At 34.7% G+C, this 3,027-nt stretch carries 3 protein-coding genes; all 3 read left to right on the top strand.

From position 1 onward, the window contains the following. Nucleotides 1-471: 471 nt before the first annotated feature. On the top strand, nucleotides 472-1,140 hold the full coding sequence (locus tag ACRBG0_RS24615; RefSeq protein ID WP_431489492.1) for a hypothetical protein: 669 nt from the start codon (nucleotides 472-474) through the stop codon (nucleotides 1,138-1,140). A gap of 4 nt (nucleotides 1,141-1,144) precedes the next feature. Beyond that, the gene (locus ACRBG0_RS24610; RefSeq protein WP_431489491.1) at nucleotides 1,145-1,630 is read left to right on the top strand and encodes a hypothetical protein; all 486 of its coding nucleotides are present in this window, start codon (nucleotides 1,145-1,147) and stop codon (nucleotides 1,628-1,630) included. Nucleotides 1,631-1,727: 97 nt separating this feature from the next. Further along, on the top strand, nucleotides 1,728-2,912 hold the full coding sequence (locus tag ACRBG0_RS24605; RefSeq protein WP_431489490.1) for a hypothetical protein: 1,185 nt from the start codon (nucleotides 1,728-1,730) through the stop codon (nucleotides 2,910-2,912). Nucleotides 2,913-3,027: the final 115 nt, after the last annotated feature.

The raw sequence follows: 3,027 nt of genomic DNA, 5'->3' as shown, positions 1-3,027 counted from the left end.
TAAAGTTTTACACAACTAATAATTTCATCGCTATTGACTTTAAGGACTGGCATTGAGTATTTGCCGTTAAGAAAATAGGCAGCTGGTGAATCACTGCGAAGCTTGCGCGGAAGTTGAGCCCCAGGCATATTCCCCAAGGCTTGAAAAAAGAGCAAAGCAACTGTTCCCTCACCTCTATTTAGGGTAACAGGGCGAGCGGCTTCGCAAGCGTGGGGAAATCACTGCCTATTTTTAGGTAAATGCTCATAGCCTTGATTTTTGGTTCTTTTTATCAAGCAAAAGAACAGTATCACCATCAAGCCACTAGGAAGTACATCCATACGGAGCTCTAGATCTGCCGCTGATAAATAAGATTTTACTAAATTTGAAGAGGTATACTTCCGCTAACTTTGGTGCAGCGTCAATAGCCTTCGCTGAGCTACGGCTACTGCGCCGGCACCAGCCGTTGTGGGAAATTTTTAATAAATCATTGTGAAACTAGGTAACAATCAGATACTTTTAAAAGTGATAATATGGTTGTTTTTGACGATAGGTTTGATTAGTTGTTCTAACCAGAGCGTTAATGAATCTATTTATGAGAGCTATCAGAATTATGATTATCTAAAAGTGAATTGCAGTAATGAGCTTAATCTAGATATAATATTGGATACTCTTCAGCCTAGTATTATGGTCGACGGGGTGAAAATAACTCATATATTTAGGAATTGGTCAGTTCTTAAAGATTCGATGGGGAATAGGAAATGGGTTCAAATGGTGGATACTAATGGATTGATAGATATCTCTTATTCAACATTTGGATTTATCCAGCTTACTTCGCACTCTTACAATGAGCGAATAAATTTGAATGAATTTTTTACAGGTACATTAAAAACAATTACTGACTCTGTAAAAGCCACGAAAAAGTATAATATCATCGATCATGGAGTATTTGATGATATATCTAAAAAATATTGGATTGTATACGAAAGGAAAGATAAAGATTATGGTAATACAAAAACACTATCATATTACTGGTTAAATGAAACTTCTGATAAGGTGTTTCAGTTAGATATATCAAAATTGAGAGGAGTATTTAATGACAATGATTACTGTCAATTTCTGAAATGGATAAATCACGGGATTACAAATTGTAAAAAATAGAATAATGATTATACATAAAGAAATATCTGAAAGCAATGAGTTTTATCTGTATATGAACGGAGAATTAATTTATAAGAAATGGTTAGACACAGGTGTTTCAAAAGTTTTTGATATAATGGCCTATGATAAGTATACTCATAGTAGTTATACGGATCTAGATATTAAGGATAGCCCATTTATCATTAAAGTAAAGGCCAAATTTCGATTCTTAACAGAAGAGGAAGGAGGGAGAAAGACACCCGTTTTTAACAGGTATAGACCAAATCATGTGTTTGAATATGATAATGCTGGCAATTTGATCGAGGCTTTTATGGGAGAAGTTTTATTGGATAATCATGATAAATTAGACCTCGGTTTAACTCATGTAGGGGAAATACGGTTCTTGTTTACTAATCGCCTAGAAAAGTATTTGGAGAAGGGTAGAAAATGGTGGATTTGTGAAGCTAATTATCTGGTAGGCCATGGAGAAATATTGGAGTTCAAGAAATAAATGAATAAATTAACTTCCCACAACTTTGCCTAGGACGTACATGCTCCCTGTGGTCGCACGTCGCCTAGGCTTGAGTTAGGCACCATGAATAAAATAGATGAAAAAATTCCATAAAATATTAGAAGGTTTAAAAGACAAGAGTCCAATTCCATTTCTACTTGAAAATGGATACACACCTGAATCTATTAAAGCTGAGATCATACAAACGTTTAAGCCATATTTTAAGAATAAGGCAAACCTGGAAGAGTATTCAATAAAGTTCCTTGTGTCAGATTGGATTAATTTTCATAGAATGATGGCCATATATCCAGATATTGAAAATGAAGTACAGAAAGTACTAGCTACTTATAATGAGGCATTATCTAAGGATTATGAAAAGACAATAGAAATTCTGGTTTGTCTTAGCTCGAAGCATATAGAATCGGGAAATAAGTATTGGAGCTTTCTCAATATGGAGGTGAATAAAAAGAAGCTCGAAATATATGAGTATGCAAAGGTTCTGATGGAAGACATTTCAAACATTATAGAAGGGCTTTCAAAAAGTCTTTATGTTGAAAATGTTCTGATCAATAAAATTCGTAGAGGGAAGTCCATTGATATTGAAAAGACATTGAGCACTAAACTTGGAAGTTTAATACAAGATTTGATTGACAACTCTCCATATGCTTCCCTTTTTTTGGTTCCTAGTGAAAATATCAAATTATCTGATTGGAGAAATATAGCAGCTCATCATACATACAAGATCGTAGATGAAGAAGTGTTTTGTGAAACAGGTCAAGGAGATAAAAAGAAAAATTTTATTGTCTCACGGGAAGGTATGTTTGAAAGGCTGGAGTATTGTATGAGGACTACAGAAGTTCTAAATATGGTGCATAAAATCTTTGGTTTTGATAACCTACCCGAAATATCAGAAAGAATAAAGGAAGAGAAACTAAACGCAAGACCAGAGATAGGGTTCCTCATGTTTTCATCTGCACTGATGAGTCAAGGGTTTGAAATACTTCATATTGATTACAATTCAGAAAAGGCAACCTTAGAGATAATTGACTTAATTACCGATGATCCAAGAATGAGGGGAATTCATTCTTCTCAATTATTGAACCAGCTATGGTTACTCACATCAAGTAAAATGCTGGAAATCAAATATTTTACGAAAGCAAAGCAATTATACATGACATCAAGGATCAGTAGTGCCATATTTGAGGAGATAGAAGTAGATAAGGATAAGGGAGTTGAGTACTTTGCTGAAAATGTTGAGTTTGAAATAAATGACGGTGCCTAACTTTGCTACCAACGTCAATGCCTCCTGCGTCGGCACTGCGTGGTAGCTTGAGTTCTGCGCAACCAAATAATAATAAATGAAGAAAGAGTTAACACTTTTAGAGGCTGTTAGAAAA

Origin of the sequence: Lewinella sp. (assembly GCF_050633125.1) — a bacterium.
GTDB lineage: Bacteria > Bacteroidota > Bacteroidia > Chitinophagales > Saprospiraceae > Lewinella.
This window is presented reverse-complemented; position numbering and strand designations above follow the sequence as displayed.